The 16,318-nt window shown below is 68.3% G+C and carries 15 protein-coding genes, 1 pseudogene and 1 riboswitch; of the genes and pseudogenes, 9 read left to right on the top strand and 7 right to left on the bottom strand.

What is annotated here, in order from left to right; all coding sequences use genetic code 11:
• The first annotated feature begins 24 nt into the window (after positions 1-24).
• The 6 genes from BPODLACK_RS14420 (at position 25) to BPODLACK_RS14445 (ending at position 6,337) form a co-directional block, all read left to right on the top strand.
• Complete coding sequence (locus BPODLACK_RS14420) at positions 25-924, top strand: YhjD/YihY/BrkB family envelope integrity protein (protein ID WP_006435317.1); 900 nt, start codon at positions 25-27, stop codon at positions 922-924.
• Between the two features lie 179 nt (positions 925-1,103).
• Entirely contained in the window at positions 1,104-2,234 is a 1,131-nt protein-coding gene (locus tag BPODLACK_RS14425; protein WP_006435316.1) for an ABC transporter ATP-binding protein, read from the top strand.
• Complete coding sequence (locus tag BPODLACK_RS14430; RefSeq protein ID WP_159405518.1) at positions 2,231-3,613, top strand: ABC transporter substrate-binding protein; 1,383 nt, start codon at positions 2,231-2,233, stop codon at positions 3,611-3,613. Before BPODLACK_RS14425 ends, BPODLACK_RS14430 begins: the two co-directional genes overlap by 4 nt.
• Positions 3,610-4,464: a metallophosphoesterase gene (locus tag BPODLACK_RS14435; RefSeq protein ID WP_159405519.1), complete on the top strand. Its 855-nt coding sequence runs from the start codon at positions 3,610-3,612 to the stop codon at positions 4,462-4,464. Before BPODLACK_RS14430 ends, BPODLACK_RS14435 begins: the two co-directional genes overlap by 4 nt.
• Positions 4,465-4,467: 3 nt before the next feature.
• Complete coding sequence (locus BPODLACK_RS14440) at positions 4,468-5,436, top strand: carbohydrate ABC transporter permease (RefSeq protein ID WP_201450617.1); 969 nt, start codon at positions 4,468-4,470, stop codon at positions 5,434-5,436.
• Positions 5,423-6,337 carry a carbohydrate ABC transporter permease gene (locus BPODLACK_RS14445; protein ID WP_236577682.1) on the top strand — a complete coding sequence of 305 codons (915 nt, stop codon included), beginning with the start codon at positions 5,423-5,425 and terminating at the stop codon, positions 6,335-6,337. The genes BPODLACK_RS14440 and BPODLACK_RS14445 overlap by 14 nt, the downstream gene beginning before the upstream one ends.
• A gap of 64 nt (positions 6,338-6,401) precedes the next feature.
• Here BPODLACK_RS14445 and BPODLACK_RS14450 read toward each other — a convergent pair whose 3' ends face one another.
• The 4 genes from BPODLACK_RS14450 to BPODLACK_RS14465 all read right to left on the bottom strand — a co-directional run bounded on the left by BPODLACK_RS14450 (position 6,402) and on the right by BPODLACK_RS14465 (position 9,818).
• The gene (locus BPODLACK_RS14450) at positions 6,402-7,319 is read right to left on the bottom strand and encodes a LysR family transcriptional regulator (protein WP_159405520.1); all 918 of its coding nucleotides are present in this window, start codon (positions 7,317-7,319) and stop codon (positions 6,402-6,404) included.
• Positions 7,320-7,462: 143 nt separating this feature from the next.
• Entirely contained in the window at positions 7,463-8,293 is an 831-nt protein-coding gene (locus tag BPODLACK_RS14455; protein ID WP_159405521.1) for a DUF2786 domain-containing protein, read from the bottom strand.
• A gap of 161 nt (positions 8,294-8,454) precedes the next feature.
• A complete protein-coding gene (locus tag BPODLACK_RS14460; RefSeq protein ID WP_096273232.1) occupies positions 8,455-8,727 on the bottom strand; it encodes an excalibur calcium-binding domain-containing protein in 273 nt (90 codons plus the stop codon).
• Between the two features lie 137 nt (positions 8,728-8,864).
• Positions 8,865-9,818, bottom strand: coding sequence for an L-lactate dehydrogenase (locus BPODLACK_RS14465; RefSeq protein ID WP_096273230.1), 954 nt, complete (start codon positions 9,816-9,818; stop codon positions 8,865-8,867).
• A 121-nt stretch (positions 9,819-9,939) separates the two neighbouring features.
• A riboswitch (cobalamin riboswitch) is annotated at positions 9,940-10,121 on the top strand.
• Between the two features lie 72 nt (positions 10,122-10,193).
• Here BPODLACK_RS14465 and BPODLACK_RS14470 point away from each other — a divergent pair.
• From BPODLACK_RS14470 to BPODLACK_RS14480, 3 genes and pseudogenes are all read left to right on the top strand, one after another.
• The gene (locus BPODLACK_RS14470) at positions 10,194-11,246 is read left to right on the top strand and encodes a FecCD family ABC transporter permease (protein ID WP_159405545.1); all 1,053 of its coding nucleotides are present in this window, start codon (positions 10,194-10,196) and stop codon (positions 11,244-11,246) included.
• A complete protein-coding gene (locus tag BPODLACK_RS14475) occupies positions 11,246-12,070 on the top strand; it encodes an ABC transporter ATP-binding protein (protein ID WP_096273226.1) in 825 nt (274 codons plus the stop codon). The genes BPODLACK_RS14470 and BPODLACK_RS14475 overlap by 1 nt, the downstream gene beginning before the upstream one ends.
• Positions 12,067-13,141, top strand: a pseudogene (locus BPODLACK_RS14480) (ABC transporter substrate-binding protein). The gene BPODLACK_RS14475 and the pseudogene BPODLACK_RS14480 overlap by 4 nt, the downstream one beginning before the upstream one ends.
• Positions 13,142-13,181: 40 nt before the next feature.
• Here the strand turns inward: BPODLACK_RS14480 and BPODLACK_RS14485 are convergent.
• The 3 genes from BPODLACK_RS14485 to BPODLACK_RS14495 are packed head-to-tail and all read right to left on the bottom strand — an operon-like array spanning position 13,182 to position 16,317.
• A complete protein-coding gene (locus BPODLACK_RS14485; RefSeq protein WP_096273225.1) occupies positions 13,182-14,513 on the bottom strand; it encodes a bifunctional adenosylcobinamide kinase/adenosylcobinamide-phosphate guanylyltransferase in 1,332 nt (443 codons plus the stop codon).
• A complete protein-coding gene (locus BPODLACK_RS14490; protein ID WP_096273224.1) occupies positions 14,510-15,298 on the bottom strand; it encodes an ABC transporter ATP-binding protein in 789 nt (262 codons plus the stop codon). Before BPODLACK_RS14490 ends, BPODLACK_RS14485 begins: the two co-directional genes overlap by 4 nt.
• Positions 15,295-16,317, bottom strand: a complete 1,023-nt coding sequence (locus BPODLACK_RS14495; protein WP_024499802.1) for a FecCD family ABC transporter permease — start codon at positions 16,315-16,317, stop codon at positions 15,295-15,297. Before BPODLACK_RS14495 ends, BPODLACK_RS14490 begins: the two co-directional genes overlap by 4 nt.
• Between the last annotated feature and the right edge of the window lies 1 nt (position 16,318).

The raw sequence follows: 16,318 nt of genomic DNA on the forward strand, positions 1-16,318 counted from the left end.
CCGCTGTACCCGATGGGAGTCTTCATGCGCCGTCCCGACGTGCGCGCGTTCGCCGAACGCGTGCTCCGACTCCCTGGTGCGACGCTCAGCCTGCGCATCCTCACCGACATCGCCCGCGGTGACGTGACCGACCGGGCGATGACCCTCGCCGCGCAGGCGTTCACCTCGATCCTGCCCATCGTCATCCTGGTGCTCACCCTGCCGGGCACGGACGTCGTCGACGACGCGCTGACCGAACTCGGCATCCCGGTGAGCCGCCTCGACCACACGTCGGTCGACGACCCGCAGTCCTTCGCCACCTTCGGGGTCATCGGCGCACTGATGACCATCGCCGGCGCCACCTCCCTGTCACGTGCACTCGGCCGAATGTATGTCTCGATCTGGGGTGTCACCAAACTGCCATGGCGAGCGTTCTGGCGTTGGGTGGTCGTGTTGTTCCTCATCCCGGCCGCCGTGACCGCGCAAGGATTGTCGACGGGATTGCGGGCCGAATCGCTCTTCGGCATCTATCTCGGGGGCAGCGGGCTGCTCGGCATCGTGCTGATCTTCGTGGTGACGGTCATGATCTGGTCCGCCACGTTCACCGTGATCCCGCGACTGCTGGTCTCCACCCAGGTCCCGCTCCGCCTCCTGGTGCTCAACGGCGTGGGCACGGGCCTGCTGATCACGGTGCTGCTGGCCGGGAGCCGCGTCGCGCTGCCCACGCTGGCGTCGAGCACCATCCGCTACTTCGGCACGCTCGGCATCGTCTTCGTCGCGATCGGCTGGCTGTTCGTCTTCGCCGCGATCCTGGTCGTGACCGCCATCGTCGTGCATGCCGTGGTCACCGACGAGGGCCGCGTGGGACGCCGGGTTCAGCGGTGGGCGGGAACGCCTACACCGTTCACCGTGCCGACCGCCTCCTGGTACCGCCCGCCGGTGTGAGCTCCGGGCCGCCCGCTCTCGCACGATAGGCGCTGCCTATCCATCCCCCCTCGTCACCGTCCGCGCCCGACACTGTGTCTGCGCAGATCGTGAACCGGAGGGGACACCATGACCGCAGGAACCGCACGACACCATCCAGATGACCGCCCGGATCGGTCGCTGCCGGAGGCGATCTCGTCGTGAGCCGGATCGAGCTTTCCGGACTCACCAAGGATTACGGGTCCACACGAGCGCTGAACTCGATAGACCTCGACGTCGCCGACGGCGAGTTCATCGTCTTCCTCGGCCCCAGCGGATGCGGCAAGTCCACGCTCCTGCGGATGATCGCCGGTCTCGCCGAGCCGACCGCGGGTGAGATCCGGATCGACGGCCACGACGTCACCGATCTGCCGCCCCGAGACCGGCGTCTCGCGATGGTGTTCCAGAGCTACGCCCTGTATCCGCATCTCACTGTCGCCAAGAACGTCGCGTTCCCGCTGCGGGCCCGGTCTGTCCGGCGCGCTGAGATCACCGGACGGGTCGAGCGGGTGGCGTCGTCGCTCGCACTCACGGAACTGCTCGCACGCCGCCCGGCAGCCCTGTCGGGCGGACAACGCCAGCGCGTGGCCCTCGCCCGTGCGATGGTGCAGGAACCGGGCGCTTATCTGATGGACGAACCGCTGTCGAATCTCGATGCCCGGCTGCGTTCGGCCACCAGGACCGAACTCGTCGACCTGCACGATCGCATCGGCGCCACGTTCCTGTACGTCACCCATGACCAGATCGAGGCCATGTCGATGGCGACGCGCATCGTGTTGCTCGACTCGGGCCACGTCGAGCAGGTCGGCGCGCCCGACGAGCTGTACGACCAACCCGCGTCGACCTTCGTGGCCGCGTTCCTCGGCGCCCCGCCGATGTGCCTGTTCGACGCCGTGGTGGCCTCCGAGAACGACCGGATGGTGGTGCGCGCACCCGGGATTCACCTACCGATCGACCTGCCCACGCCGGCCGGCGGATATGCCCCGCACGAGGTCACCGCCGGAATCCGGCCGGAACGGATGGTGCTCGACCCGCGCGGCCAGATCGCCGCGGAGGTCCTCACCGTCGAGAACGTCGGCAGTGACGAGGTCCTGCACCTGCGCGCCCACACCACGACATTGCAGGCCCGCGTCCGACGCCCGACGGCGCGCGCGGGCGACCACATCCGCCTGTCCGTCGCTGCCGGCGACATCCATCTCTTCGACCGGTCCAGCGGCCGGCGTCTGCAGTGGAAGCCGGACACCTCCACCACCCGCGAGAACACCCTCATCCGACAAGGAGCAGCATCATGAGTCGCAGGTCCCTGCGTCGCAGAGCAGTGGCGATCGTCGCCGCACTCACCACCACCGCCGTCGTACTGTCCGCCTGCAGCATGGGTTCGACCGCCGGGGAGGGAACCGCCGTCGCGGTGCCCGAACTCGATCCGGCCCAGAAGGTCACGATCGTCTTCGAGAGCTACAACTACGGTCTGGCCGGTGCATGGACCGACACCTTCAACACACTGATCGCCGATTTCAGCAAGAAACACCCCAACATCACCGTCAAGGCCCAGAAACCGCAGGGCAACAGCCCCAACCCCGCCCGCGACGCCATCTCGAGCGTGCAGAACCAGTCGGTGGCCGGCTCGGCCCCCGACGTCGCACAGCTGGGCTTCGGCGATTTCGGTTTCGTCGTCGACCAGCTCGGCGCCCAGCCACTCTCGGCACTGTTCGGCACCGACGCCGTCGAAGCGCACTTCGCCGAGCGCCACCCCTACGCGTCGAGCGTGCGAACGCTCGGTGTGTCCGACGGCGTCACCTTCGGAATTCCGTTCGTGATGTCGACCCCGGTGTTCTATTACAACGCCGACCTGTTCCGCCGCGCCGGCCTCGACCCCGACAAGCCTCCCGCCACGTGGGACGAGGTCGCCGGAGCAGCCCGTGCGATCGCCGCCCGGACCGGCAAGGGCGGCGTCTACATCGACTGCCTGACCAAATCGGCCACCGACTGGTGCTATCAGAGCCTGATCCGTTCCGCCGGCGGACAGGTCATCTCCCCGGACCGCACCACCTTGTCATTCGCCGACCCCGCCGCGATCGCGGTCACCACGATGGCCCAGCAGCTCGTGAAGTCCGGTGGCACACCGGCATTCACGCAGAAGCAGGGTTACGAGGCATTCACGCGTGGCGACATGGGCATGATCCTGGAGAGCAGTTCCATGCAGGCGACGTTCCTCGGGGGCGCGAAAGACAAGTGGGAACTACGCGCGGCACCGATGCCGGCCTTCGGCCAACATCCCACGGTACCCACCAATTCCGGTGTGGCACTGTACATCTTCGCCAAGGACCCAGCCAAGCAGCGGGCGGCGTGGGAGCTGATCCGCTATCTGACCGGCAACGACGCGTTCACGACGATCGCCAAGGGCATCGGATACCTGCCGCTCCGTACCGGCCTCGTCGACGACCCGGCTCACCTGAGCGAATGGGCACGCGAGAACCGCGGGCTGATCGATCCGAATCTGGATCAGCTGCAACGACTCGAACCCTGGCGGTCGATGCCGGGCAACAGCTACAAGCAGATCCAGAGCAACCTGATGACAGCCGTCGAGAAGGTCGTCTACCAGGGTGCCGACCCACAGGCCGCGCTGAGCGAGGCGCAGCGCCAGTCGACCCGATTGATGCCGGCTCGATGAGTACGACGAACTGCACCATCTTGCAACTGACCGACACCCACATCGTGCCCCCGGGACAGTTGCTGCGGGGCGTCGTGGACAGCGCCCGCAACCTCGGCGAGGTGCTCGAGCGGATCGTCGCCTCCGGCAGGCGCGTGGATGCGCTGCTGTTGTCGGGTGATCTCACCGACAACGGGGACGTCCGGGCCTACCGCAGGTTGCGCGACCTCGTCGAGCCCGCGGCCGGGTCGATCGGCGCACAGGTGATCTACGCGATGGGCAATCACGATGCACGAGAAGCATTCCGGATCGGATTGTTCGACCAGCCGGGTGATCCCGATGCGCCGCACGACACCGTGCATCTATTGCGCGGAACCCGGGTGATCACCTTGGACAGCACCCGTCCGCGCCGGCATGACGGATGGCTCGAACCCGAGCAGCTGGCCTGGTTGCGCGACGAGGTGGCAACGCCCGCACCGTCGGGCACCACGGTGCTGGCGCTTCACCATCCGCCGTTGCGATCGGCGATCGCGCCGATCGACCTGCTGCGCCTGCGCGAGGCCGACCGGCTGGCAGAGGCCCTTGCCGGATCCGATGTGCGGATGATCGTCTGCGGGCACTCGCATCTCACCGGAGGCGGTTCACTGGCGGGGATCCCGGTGTGGGTCGGGCCGGCACTCGCCTACCGTCTCGACACCCTCGCCCCGGTGGGGCGGCATCGGGGGCACATCGGATACGGCTTCAGTCGCATCGACGTCGTGGACGGCACCGTCGTCGCGACCGCGGTCGAGGCCACCCCGACCGAGACGGTGTACGACGCCGACGAATCACAGACGCTGGCGGCACTGCGTGAGCCGGCACGTCAGGACTGACCCGTGCTGATTCCTCTCGGCAACCCCTCTCCGTCCGGTACGACGCCCCGGGATGTGCCCGCTGCCGCGCCCACCCGGGTACGACGACCATCGCGTGGGCGCATCCTCCGCCGCGCGACACCGTACATGTATCTCGCCCCGGCGGTCGCGTTGCTGGTGATCTGGACGTACCGGCCACTGGCGCAGGCCGTGCAGCTGTCGTTCCACTCGTGGAACCTGCTGCCGGACAACCCGATGGTCGGGGTCGGCGGGGACAACTACCAGCGGCTCACCGAACTCCCCGAGGTCGGTGAATCCCTTTGGCACACAGTGGAGGTCATCGTGGGACTGTTGCCCTTCGCGGTACTGGCCCCGGTCGTGATCGCGTTTGCGAGCCGCAGCGTCACCGGCCGGATGCGGGTGATCTACCAGAGCGTCATCTTTGCACCGTTCCTCGTCGCGCCCGTGGCATCGGCGGCGGCCTGGCGGTGGCTGGCCGAACCGGAGGACGGTGCCATCAATCGCGTCCTCGGTCTCGAGGTCAACTGGATCAACGACACCCGGACGGCGCAGCTCGCGATCATCGTGATCACCGGGTGGCATGTCGTCGGCTTCGCCGTCCTGGTCGTCACGGCCGGCATCGCCGGCATCAACCCCGACTACCACGAGGCCGCCCGCGTGGACGGTGCCACGAACGCGCAGATCGACCGGTGGATAACGCTGCCGCTGCTCTCTCCGTCCCTCGTGCTCCTGACGCTGCTCACCGTGCTCCTGAGCGCGCAGTGGACCTTCCCACTGATCGACACCCTCACCCAGGGTGGTCCGTCCGGTGCCACCACCAACGTGTACTACCTGTTGTGGGAGTACGGCTTCCAGACCTTCGATGCCGGCATGAGTGCGGCGATGGGCATCGTCGTCTTCGTCCTGTTCGGACTGCTCGCCGCCGGGCTGGTCCGCCTATCGGAACGGGTGACCTTCCATGACGACAAGTGACCTGCGGACCCACGACCTGACCGGCGCCGCCACCACGCGTGACGCCGCGACAGCGGTGGGTGCGGTTCCCGCCCGCGAGTCACGCGCCCGCGGCGTCACCCGCGGTGCACGGATACGCGGTCACCTCGTCCTCGCCACCATCGCGGTGGCCTGCGGGTTCCCGATCTACTGGATGGTCGCGACCGCGCTGCGACGACCCGAGGACCAGTACTCGCTGGCCCCGCTGCCGTGGCCGCTGTCATTCCAGAACTTCGCCGACGCGGGGGCGCAGACCGATGTAGTCCGTCTGCTGCTCAACACCTGCGCGGTCGCCACCGGCTCGATGGTCGCGCAGCTACTCGTCGCGTTGCTCGCGGCCTACGGATTCGCCGTCTTCGAATTCCGTTTCAAGGGACTGCTCTACCTCGGTTTCGTCGGCACCTGGCTGGTGCCCTTCCAGGTCACGATGCTGCCGAACTACGTTCTGCTTCAGCAGCTCGGTCTGCTCAACACGCTGGCCGGCGTGGTGATGCCGACGATGTGCTCGGCTCTCGCCGTGCTCATGCTGCGCCAGCACCTGGAGTCCTTCCCCAAGGAGCTGGTGACGGCCGCCGAGTTGGACGGCCGGGGGTCGTGGTCGATCCTGTGGACCGTGGTCGTGCCCAACCTGCGGCCGGCGCTGGCGGCGCTCGGAATCCTCCTGTTCATCAATGCGTGGAATGAGTACTTCTGGCCCGCGATGATCCTGCAGCGGGCGGGTTCGGTCGTGCAGATCGGCCTGCGGAGTTTCATGACGGCCGAGGGCACCAACTGGGGCGCGATGATGGCCCTTGCCGGGATGACCTGCCTCCCGGTGTTCGTCCTGTACCTGCTCATGCAACGCCACGTCGTCAACGCGTTCGTGCGCTCCGGACTGAAGTAGGCGTCGGGTCTTGCTCGAGGTGCCCGCATTCGCGTCATCCCGACGAGCACGCGAGTCGCCCGCGTCAGCCGACCAGACGCCGGGAGTCGGCCTCGTCGCCCAGGCAGTCGAGAAAGCGAGCGACCACCGGGCTGGTGTCGTCGGCACGCCACACGGCGTACAGGTCGATGACCGGGATCGGGTCGAACAGCTTCACCGCGACGGGTCCCGGCCCCGGGACACCCCGTCCCACGGCCACCGCACGCGGCAGCGACGCGAAACCGACCAACGGTTTGGCCGCCACCATGTAGGCAGCCGCGCCCGGATCGTCCGCTGTGCCGGCGAGGGTCATCTCGATACCCGCCTCGGCCGCTGCCCTCACGATCGAGTCGTACATCGCGGGGGTCTGTTCGCGCTGGAACAGCAAACACTGCTCGGCGGCGAGTTCGGCGAAGCGCACCCCGGACCGCCCGGCCCACCGATGGCCGCGGCCGACGATCGCCACGATGGGGATGTCGGCGAGCAACCGACGCGACCGGAACTGTCGGGTGTGCGGACGCCCGTACGCCAGGGCGACGTCGAGCGTGCCGTCCGACAGTGCCGCCAGTTGCGGTCCGGTCCGCTTCTCCCACAGCGAGATCGAGATGTCCGGATAGTCCTTGCTCATCCGCGTCATCACCGTCGGCAGGACGTGGTGTCCGGCCGGCAGGTTGTATCCGACGTTCAGCGACCCGGACAGCCCCTCGGCGGTGGACTTGGCGCTGGTGGCCGCCTTCTCCATCTGCAGGACGATGAGCCGGGCGTGGGACTCGAAGGCCTCACCGGCCGAGGTGAGTTTGACCTCGTGCGAGGTGCGCTGCACGAGCTGCACGCCCAACGACCGTTCCAGTTTCTGGAGCTGGGCGCTCAATGACGGCTGGGTGAGGTGGAGACGGGCAGCGGCCCGGCCGAAGTGGAGTTCCTCGGCTATCGCGAGGAACGAAACCAGGTGCCTGAATTCCACGGATTCCCCCTTGGTCAAGCCGTGATGCGGTCAGGTGATCACGCTATCGACACCGACTAACGTGCGGTGAACTCCGGGCGAAGCCCACCTGTCGGACGGATCCCTGGCCGCAGCACCCTCGATCGGCGAGGGGTCGAGCGCCGTCAGGCCTCCAGAGCCCCTCGGGCACCGCCGAATTCGCGGTCGGCACCGATCTTGGCCCGACGCCCCGCGCGGTCGCCCGCCTTCCGTGCGGCCTCGGAGTAGCCGGCCGATGCACTCGACGGTCGCCACGTGCCGCGTGCGGTGGACTCGGTCTTGTAGAAGTCGGTGACCTCGAGTTCCTTGTTGCGCAACGCCAGCGCCGTCGAACGTTCGGGCTCACCGGACCTCCGCTCGGCGGCGAGGGCTTCTTCGCGGGCGGCGTCGCGCGCCTCGGTGAGCCGCTTGCCGATGCGTTCGGCGAAGGCCGATTGGAAGTTGAGTCGCGCCGTGATGGGCGACAGCGGTTTCTCCTCGATCACCCGGCGGGCACGCCATCCGCTGCCCTTCGTGACGACCCGCGCGAATGTCTCGCCCTTGTACGCCCCCGACCTCAGGTAGGCGTCGCTGGCGGCGACCATCTGGATGATCAGCGACGTGTAGAGCGCCTCGCAGGCGTCGATGTCGGCCTCGTAGCCGTAGGCGAGGACGAAGGTCGAGTTGCTCGCGACGTCGACGGTCACGTCGTTGGCCGCGGTGATGGCCACGAACAGTTGCACGTAGGTGCGCAGGCCGCGCTTGCCCGGCTCGCCGATCTTGATCTGCCGCGAGATGGGGGTGGCCTTCTTGCGGGCGGCCGGATCGTGCGCGCGGGCCACGGCGAGATCGATCGACGACGCCGTGGCCAGACGCTGTGCGGCCTGCATGAACGTCTCGGCTTCGTGCTCGTTGTCGGTGTTCTCCGCCTGTCGCAGGAGGGCGGAGATCCGGGTGAGCAGCTTGTCGTCGCGCATGTATTTCAGACTATCCAGCGGCCCGATCGGTTCCATCGGGCCGCCGACGGGCCGGAAAGGCCAGGGTCGGGAGCTCCGCCCGCGGACAACCAGCGGGCGATGTCGCGCGGGTCTCGCCGAACACGACGCGGGGTGAACACGTCACCGGAGTGGAATCGCGGTCACTGCTTCTCGCAGGCGATGCCGTCCTTGTCGCGATCGCTCTCGTCGTTGGCGTCGTAGAGGGCCTGGTCGACGGTGAAGTTCGTGACCGGGGTGCTGGAGGTCGAATCGACGGCACCGGGCTCGCCGACGCCGTGCGGGTGGTCGGCGTTGAGTGCCGTGCAGTTGGCGTAGTCGGTCGCGGCCGACGCGGGTGCCGCGACCATCAGCGGCGCGACTGCCATCGACGCCGCAGCGACGAACCCCAGAACCATCTTTCGCGAAGCACTCATCGTCGAACTCTCCCTAGACCGATGTGACCAGGCAAAGCTAACCCGGCAGCGTCGTCGGTATCCGCGTTGTGTCGCGAGATTGGTCCGGCCGATGGACAGTGCGCCATGCAAGGTCGTCACGGGACCGAAGGAGCGCGCTACAACCCGAATCGCGCCTGCATCCCGCGCAGGGTCTCGGCCGATACGAGCAGACCCGCCTCCTCGTCCGGCGACAGCGGCACCTCGAGTCGCGTCTGCGCACCACCGCGGTCGACGACCGTCGGCAGGGACAGACATACGTCCTCGAGCCCGGGGAACCCGGAGGCGACCGTCGAGACGGGCAGCACCCGGTGTTCGTCGCCGAGCACAGCTTCGACGATCCGGGTGGCGGCGAGGCCGATGGCGTAGTTGGTCGCACCCTTGCCTTCGATGATCGCGTAGGCGGCGTGCACGACCTCAGACCGAATGCGTTCGCGGGCAACGGAGTCCATGGCCGGTCGGCCGGGCAAGGCCTTCCAGGATGTCAGCGGCACCCCGCCGATCGTCGCCGAAGACCACAGCGGGATCTCGCTGTCGCCGTGTTCGCCGACGATATAGGAATGCACACTCTGGACCGCCACACCGCAGTGCTGCGCGATGAGGAACCGCAAGCGCGACGAGTCGAGAACGGTTCCGGAACCGAACAGCCGATTCGACGGCAGGCCGGTGACCCGCTGGGCGGCGTAGGTGACGACGTCGACCGGGTTGGTCACCATGAGGTAGATCGCATTCGGCGCGACCTCGAGCACACCGGGCAGAATCGATCGTGTCAAACCTATTGTCGCCTCGGCCAATTCGAGACGCGACTGACCCGGCTTCTGCTTGGCGCCGGCCGTGAACACGACGACGTCGGCGCCGGCGCACACCGACACGTCGTCGGAGCCGATGATGTCGGCACGGGGCACGAACTCGAGACCGTGCGACAGGTCGAGCACTTCCGCGGTGACCTTCGTCGCCTTGATGTCCAGCAGGGCGACGGTCCGCGCGACCCCCCGGATCAGTGCTGAGTAGGCGATCGCGGTGCCCACCGCGCCCGCGCCGATGATGGCCAGTTTCGTGGGCCGTCCGTCCATCGGATCACCGTCCGCCTCGGTTCGATTCGCGTCTGGTCGTTGCTCTGCCGGCCCCAGCCTACGACCTCCGGGCTGCACTCGCCCGGCTACGCGAGGGTGGGGCCTCGGTGTCCGTATTGCTAACCTCACCGGAGAGATCGGTCGCACCTGCACAAGCGGGTGCCAGGGAACCTGGTGCGAATCCAGGACTGGCGCGCAGCGGTATGGGGGACGGACCCGACATCAAGCCACTGGGGCAACCCGGGAAGGCGTCGGGTCCGGACGAACCCGAGTCCGAATACCTGCCGTTCTCGTCGAGTCCACCCGGTATCTCGCGCACAGATGCCCAGACCGAAGGCAGTACCACCCGTGCCCCGTCCTCCCGACGGCACGACGATGATCGCCACCGACACGTCGGTAGGGCGACTTCCGTCGATGCCTCTTGCCCTGATCCTTCTCGTTCTCACCCTGGTGAGCATTACTGTCGCCACCGCTTTCGGCGCCGAGACCATACCCATCGGTGATGTCTGGCGTACCGTCGCCGGGCGTCTCCGGGGTGACGAGCTCGACGCCGCCCACTCCGTCATCATCTGGGATCTACGTTTGCCGCGTTCGGTTCTCGCGGCGATCGTCGGCGCCGGTCTGGCCCTCGCCGGTGCAGTCATGCAGGCCCTTGTCCGCAATCCGCTCGCCGAGCCGTACCTTCTGGGCGTGTCCGCCGGAGCCGCGGTCGGCGCCACGGCCGTCATCACGCTCGGTTCGTTTGCCGCCCTCGGCGTCTGGGCGTTGTCCGGCGGCGCCCTGGTCGGCGCACTTGTGGCGTCGGTCACCGTGTACGCGGTGGCCCGGGCGCAGGGCGGACTGACCGCCTTGCGCCTGATCCTCTCCGAGGTGGTCCTGTCGTCGGCGTTCATGGCGCTGTCCTCGTTGCTGGTGTTCACCGCCGCGGACCCGCATGCCGCCGACAACGTGATGTTCTGGATGCTGGGCAGCGTCGCCGGCGCGACCTGGGCGAAAGTCCAGATCGCCGGCGTCGTCGTCGCCCTCACGGTGTTCGCGATGCTGGCGATCCACTCCTGGCTCGACGCCTACGCGGCCGGCACCGACACCGCGACGTCCCTCGGGGTTCCCGTGCGTGCCATGCGGAACGCGTTGTTCGCGGTCCAGGGCATTCTCGTCGGAGTCCTGGTCGCGGTCGCGGGCGGAATCGGATTCGTGGGATTGATCGTCCCCCACGCCGCTCGCCTGCTGGTCGGCGCGACGCACCGGGCGATGATCCCCGTCGCGGTCTGCGGCGGTGCCCTGTTCCTCGTGTGGGTCGATGTCATCTCACGAGTGGCGGCCTCACCACGCGAGATGCCGCTGGGCATCGTGACCGGACTGATCGGCGCACCCATCTTCCTGTTCTTGATGGGACGACGCCAGTACGTGTTCGGCGGCGGGTCCTGATGAGCTCCGGCACACGTTCGATGACCCTGTGCGCGAGCGCCGTCAGCTGTCGTCGTGGGGGCCGCACGATCCTGCGCGAGGTGGACCTCGACGTCCCGGCCGGAACCCGCCTCGCCATCGTCGGCCCGAACGGGGCGGGGAAGAGCACGTTGCTCCGGACCCTGTGCGGTCTCGAGAGACCGGCGACCGGGCGTATCCGGTTGGCCGGCGACGATCTCGATCGTCTTCCCGCGCGGCGTCGTGCGCTGTCGATCGCGGTCGTCGGTCAGGATGAACATCCGTCGGCCGAACTCACGGTCGCCGAAGCGGTCGGCCTCGGACGCACGCCGTACCGGTCTGCCTGGTCCACAGGCAATTCCGACGACCACGAGATCATCCGGTCCGCTTTGGAGCAGGTGGGACTGGGCGGTTGGGAACGCCGGTCGTGTATGCATCTGTCGGGCGGCGAACGGCATCGAGTCGTGCTCGCCCGCGCGATCGCCCAGCAGACGCCGATCGTCGTTCTCGACGAGCCGACGAACCATCTCGACGCGGCCTGGCGGCTGCGGTTGATGCAGATCCTCGACGACCTCGACGCCACGGTCATCGCCGCCATGCACGACCTGGACCTCGTCCTCCGCCATTTCGACTCCGTCGCTGTCGTTTTCGACGGCGGCATCACCGCGCACGGCCCGCCGGTCGAGGTGTTGACACCCGATCTGCTTACCTCGGTCTTCGATGTGTCCGGCACCGTCGTGTCGCACCCCGAGACCGGTCTCCCGCATCTCCTGTTGAACTCTCCCATCACTGCGCAGCAGGCCCACACCAGCAAGGAAAACCGATGAACCGCACCATCACCCGAGTCGCACCCACACTCGCCCCCGTAACCGTTCTCCTAGGGGTGGCCGCAGGCTGCGGCACCGAGTCCGACGCCACCGCATCCGACACCGTGACCGTCACCAACTGCGGCGCCGAGGTCACTTTCGACCAGCCTCTCGATCGGCTGTTCGCCAACGACGGCGGGATGATCGCGATCGCGCTGGCGGCCGGCGCACGCGACAAGATGGTCGCCGTCAGCGCGCTCGCGCGCGACAAGGACGTTCTCCGACTCGAATACGGCCCGCAGGTCGACACGCTCGACGAGGTAGCCACCGAACCGCCCACGCTCGAGAACATCGTCGGGGGCCAAACCTGAGGTCCTGTACGCCGGATACAACTACGGCATGAGTGAGTCCCGCGGGATCACCCCGGAGATCCTGGCCTCGCACGGCATCGACGTGTACCAGCTCTCGGAGGCATGCCGTCAGGCCGACGGTCAGGCACCGCGGGGCACGATGGATCCATGGGTCGCGCTCGACACCGACCTGCGCAACATCGGCACCATCACCGGCAATCCCGAGCAAGGGGCGAAGGCGGCCGACGAGATCGCCGACCGCCTCGAAAGCCTCCGCAGCGCACCGCAACCGACGGAGAAGCCGACGGTCTTCGTCTTCGACAGCGTCTCCGACACCATCTTCTCGTCGGGCGCTTTCGGCGGACCGCAGGGCATCATCGACGCCGCGGGCGCGCGGAACGCCACCGAGGACGTCCAGGACACCTGGACCGCGGTCAGCTGGGAGCGGATCACCACGGCCGACCCCGATCTGATCGTCTTCGTCGACTATCCCGGCCAGTCCGTCGAGCCGAAGATCGAGGCGCTGCGCACGAATCCGGCCGGCCGCAACCTGAAGGCCGTGCGCGAGAACCGCTTTGTGAACCTTCCCTATGCGATGTGGGTGTCGAGTCCGCTCAACATCGACGCGGCCGAGACCTTGCGGTCGGTCCTCGAGGCACATGATCTCGTCCCCGCGTCGGGGATCACCCCCACCCTCGACGTCCGGCAGCTGGGTCTCGGCGGCAACGACTGGCTGAACTGAGCCGTCACCCCATCCCGGAAGTGGCGATGCTGCGGGCGGTTCAGCGGATGGTGACCGGCTGCCCGGCGACCATGAGAACCACCTCGTCGGCGAGGTCGGCGATTCCGGCGTTCAGACGGCCGAGCTCGTCGCGGAACAACCGGCCCGACGCGGTGGCCGGGACGACACCGCTGCCGACCTCGTTGCTGACCGCGACGACCGGGACCGCACAGGTCCGCCAAGCGTCCAGGAGATGGTCGACATCGGCTCGCATGGTGTCCAGATCGCCCTTCTCCCAGGCATTGTGGTGATCGATCCGGGCGGTCAGCCAGGTACCGAGGCAGTCGACGAGGACCGGCTGAGCCGCCGACCGCAGGACACCGGCGACGTCGGTGTCCTCGACCGTCGTCCACGACGCCGGCCGGCGCCGGCGGTGGCTTTCGACACGGCGCTCCCATTCGGGATCGCCGGTGCGCGGACCGCCCGCAGCGACATAGACGACGTCGTCGACGCCGGCCAGCAGGCCTTCGGCGTACCGAGACTTCCCCGACCTCGCTCCGCCGGTGACGAAGACCCGACGCCGCACCGGTCCACCCATGTCGAGCACCTCCCCGTCTCGTCCCGCGCGCGCACCCAGACCTCGAAGCCGCTCGCGCAGCGTGCCGACCGGCGGATTGTGGTGTCCCAGGTGAACTGCCACGACGTCGGTGGAGTCGACGACGGCACCGACCTTCCGCATGGCCTCGACCATCGTCGCGAAACCGGTCAACCCCAGATGACCGTCGGAGAGGTCCTCGCGATCGCCGAAGGTCTCCTCGAGGAAGACCGCGTCGAATGCGGCGCCCGCGACCGCCCCGAACCACTCACCCGGCCAGACGCCGGTGTCACTCGCCCAGAGCAACCGCGTGCCGTCGGGGCCGGTGACGTCGTAGAGGACCGCATCACCGTCGCGAAAGACCTTGTGGCGTGCGGGAAGCACTCGCACGTCATACTCCCCGACCCGCACCTGATCACCGGCGACGACGGGAGTGAACCGCACCGGGTCGCCGGGACCCACCCACGCTCGACAGGAGTCGAGGGCATCAGCCGGCCCGATGACCTCCAGATCGCCGGAGCGCTCGACCCATGACCGGAACAACAATGATTGCGGCGCAAGGTGATCGGCATGTGCATGAGTGACCAGGACATGTCGCACCCCGGCGAGCGAACATCCGTGGCGGACCGCCGCGCCGGGCGCGTCGGGCCCGAAGTCGAGCATCAGCACGTCGTCGACGAGTGCCGCGGTCTGGGCACGGAAGTCGCGGAGACGGCGCGCATCATCACAGGAGACGCAGTGGCAGAACGCATTCGGCCAACCGTCGGCGGCGCCCGTGCCCATTAGCGTGACCTTCATCGCGATGTTCCCGAATCCCGAACCGGCAGCACGGCCGGGCCGTCACGACGGTCGAGCACCTCCACCTTCGCGGCGTAGACATCCCGCAGGCGTTCGGCGGTGAGCACCTCGGCGGGCGGACCGTCGGCGACGATGCGTCCCCGGTCGAGGAGCATGAGTCGTTGCCCGTACTGAGCCGCGGACGTCAGGTCGTGCATCGCGGCGATGACGGTCAGCTCGCTGGCCCGCCGCATGGAGTCGACGAGGTCGAGGACCTGCTGCTGATGGCCGATGTCGAGGGCGCTGGTCGGTTCGTCGAGGAGCAGCACACGCGGTTGCTGGGCCAGCGCCCGCGCGAGCACGACCCGCTGCAGCTCACCACCCGACAGCGCGGACGCGGACCGGTTCGCGAACTCCTGGAGGTCGAGGCGCTCGATGACGTCGTCGACCACCTCACGGTCCGAACGGGTTTCACCACTGAACCGGGCGATGTGCGGGGTGCGGCCCAGACCGATGAGCTCGCGCACCGACGTGCCCTCCGGCACGATCGGCCGCTGCGGCATCAACGCCACGGCGCGGGCTGTCTCGCGGCGACGGGCGCGACCGGGGTCGACGCCCGCGACGTCGATCCGTCCGGTCGAGGCCACCAGACCGGCGAGTGCGTGGAGCAGCGTCGTCTTGCCCGAACCGTTGGGGCCGACCAGGGAAACCCAGGCGCCCGAGCCGATCTCGAGGTCCACGTCGTGCAGGACCTCCACTCCCCCACGGGATGCGCAGACACCACGGCAGGTGATCGAGGCGGTCATTGCGGACTCCGACCGCTGCGCCGGAGGACGACGAGGAAGAACGGCGCGCCGATGGCCGCGGTGACCACACCGATCGGCAGCTCGGACGGCGACATGGCCGTCCGAGCGACCACGTCCGCGAGCACCAGGAACGCCGCGCCCACCAGCAACGACAGCGGCAGCAGTAGTCGATGTCCGGGTCCGACGAGAAGCCGGACCGCATGCGGGATCACGATGCCCACGAACCCGATCAACCCGCTCACCGACACCACGGCCGCGGTCCCCAGGGTCGCCACGCAGACGAGCAGCAGTCGCGCCCGTTCGGGTCTGATCCCCAGACTCGACGCCTCGATGTCGCCGACCGCCATGACGTCGAGTGTGCGCCCGAACAGCACGATGACGGCGACACACGCGACGACGTACGGCAGTACGGTGATGACCTCGGACCAGCCGTCGGTGGCCAGGCGCCCGAGCATCCAGTTGTAGACCTGCCGCAGCGTGTCGTCGTGCTGCTGCATGAGGAAGGTCTGGATGGCGTTCGCGAAGGCCGCGACCGCGACGCCGGCGAGGATGATGACCACCTCGGTGCGGCCACCGCCGACGGTGCGGCCCAGCGCATACGTCGCTGCGACGGCCACGATGCCGCCGACGAACGCCGCGGGCGGCAGGCCGATCGTGCCGGCCGCGCCGCCGAGGACGATCGCGACGGTCGCGCCCAGCCCGGCGCCGCTGGACACGCCGAGGAGATACGGGTCGGCGAGCGGATTGCGGAAGACGCCCTGATAGGCGGCACCGGCGACGGCGAGCATCGCACCGACCAGCGCGCCCAGTGCCACCCGCGGCATCCGCACCTCCCAGAGGATCGTCTGCTGACGCCGGGTGAGCCCGGACTCGACGTCGACGAGCGGGAGGCGGTCGAGAAGGTCGAGCAGAACGCCCTTCGGTGTCAGTCCGGCCGGGCCGACGAGGACTGCGAGCAGACATGCGCCCAGCAGCACCGCGACGGCCCCGCAGATGACCCCGACCCGACGGCTCACCATC

Origin of the sequence: Gordonia sp. YY1, assembly GCF_009872315.1 — a bacterium.
Classification (GTDB): Bacteria; Actinomycetota; Actinomycetes; order Mycobacteriales; family Mycobacteriaceae; genus Gordonia; species Gordonia amicalis.

Excerpts from the sequence above, each read along its gene's own strand:
- BPODLACK_RS14470 (WP_159405545.1), top strand. The coding sequence starts at position 10,194 with ATGATCGCCACCGACACGTCGGTAGGGCGACTTCCGTCGATGCCTCTT.
- BPODLACK_RS14495 (WP_024499802.1), bottom strand. The coding sequence starts at position 16,317 with ATGGTGAGCCGTCGGGTCGGGGTCATCTGCGGGGCCGTCGCGGTGCTG.
- BPODLACK_RS14435 (WP_159405519.1), top strand. The coding sequence starts at position 3,610 with ATGAGTACGACGAACTGCACCATCTTGCAACTGACCGACACCCACATC.
- BPODLACK_RS14460 (WP_096273232.1), bottom strand. The coding sequence starts at position 8,727 with ATGAGTGCTTCGCGAAAGATGGTTCTGGGGTTCGTCGCTGCGGCGTCG.
- BPODLACK_RS14490 (WP_096273224.1), bottom strand. The coding sequence starts at position 15,298 with ATGACCGCCTCGATCACCTGCCGTGGTGTCTGCGCATCCCGTGGGGGA.
- BPODLACK_RS14475 (WP_096273226.1), top strand. The coding sequence starts at position 11,246 with ATGAGCTCCGGCACACGTTCGATGACCCTGTGCGCGAGCGCCGTCAGC.
- BPODLACK_RS14420 (WP_006435317.1), top strand. The coding sequence starts at position 25 with ATGCGCCGTCCCGACGTGCGCGCGTTCGCCGAACGCGTGCTCCGACTC.
- BPODLACK_RS14465 (WP_096273230.1), bottom strand. The coding sequence starts at position 9,818 with ATGGACGGACGGCCCACGAAACTGGCCATCATCGGCGCGGGCGCGGTG.
- BPODLACK_RS14455 (WP_159405521.1), bottom strand. The coding sequence starts at position 8,293 with ATGCGCGACGACAAGCTGCTCACCCGGATCTCCGCCCTCCTGCGACAG.
- BPODLACK_RS14485 (WP_096273225.1), bottom strand. The coding sequence starts at position 14,513 with ATGAAGGTCACGCTAATGGGCACGGGCGCCGCCGACGGTTGGCCGAAT.
- BPODLACK_RS14430 (WP_159405518.1), top strand. The coding sequence starts at position 2,231 with ATGAGTCGCAGGTCCCTGCGTCGCAGAGCAGTGGCGATCGTCGCCGCA.
- BPODLACK_RS14445 (WP_236577682.1), top strand. The coding sequence starts at position 5,423 with ATGACGACAAGTGACCTGCGGACCCACGACCTGACCGGCGCCGCCACC.